Here is a 252-nt window from a genome sequence, read left to right as displayed (position 1 = left end):
CAACAGATCAGAACTGCTCAGCCTCCAGCAGATACAGCGCCTTGCTCCCCGCCTTGACCGAGGCCACCAATGACTGCACCCGCGGCAACAGACGCGCAAAGTAGAACCGCGCCGTCCCCAGTTTGCCGGAGTAGAAGGCTTCATCCCCCTCGCCAGCCTTGGCCGCCCGCACCATCAACGCCCACATGTAGCCATAGGCGACGTAACCAAACGCCTGCAGGTACTCGACCGAAGCGGCGCCAATTTCATTGG

Annotated in this window: 1 protein-coding gene; it reads right to left on the bottom strand. The window is 61.5% G+C overall.

What is annotated here, in order from left to right; translation table 11 throughout:
• Positions 1 to 7 precede the first annotated feature (7 nt).
• Positions 8 to 252, bottom strand: a 245-nt coding sequence (locus tag SB765_RS31925; protein ID WP_410932797.1) for an acyl-CoA dehydrogenase C-terminal domain-containing protein, incomplete at its 5' end; no start/stop codon positions are given.

Source organism: Pseudomonas sp. SIMBA_067, assembly GCF_046534675.1.
GTDB classification, from domain to species: domain Bacteria; phylum Pseudomonadota; class Gammaproteobacteria; order Pseudomonadales; family Pseudomonadaceae; genus Aquipseudomonas; species Aquipseudomonas putida.
Note: the sequence above shows the minus strand (reverse complement) of the source record. Positions and strands in the feature narration are given on the sequence as shown.